This window comes from Bradyrhizobium sp. Kon56 (genome assembly GCF_055807635.1).
Genome location: NZ_JBVVOU010000439.1, coordinates 1 through 266, shown reverse-complemented (window position 1 = coordinate 266; position 266 = coordinate 1). Strand labels below are relative to the sequence as shown.

Here is a 266-nt window from a genome sequence, read left to right as displayed (position 1 = left end):
CCGCCGCATGTCCGTCGACGCCCAGGCCGCGCGCTTGCTGCTGACGCCGATGTCTGCGACAGAACAAATGCGCCTGATCAGGGGCTTCAGCGACGCCCACTGGAACGCGTGTCAGCAACTCGGCGAAACCTTGACGTGGCGCTACCCGCAACTGCTGGAGCGACTGCCTGAGGCCGACGCGTTTTTCTGGCGTAAATTCAGGATCCGACCGATCTACACCCATGTGTTTATCCGACTGTGGGCGATCTTCGCGCTGGGGGCGGGCC

General features: G+C 63.5%; 1 protein-coding gene. It reads left to right on the top strand.

Annotated features, from left to right (window positions below):
* Window positions 1–266 (top strand): hypothetical protein (locus AC0L3B_RS39595; protein WP_473383292.1); only part of this gene is annotated, 266 nt, incomplete at both ends.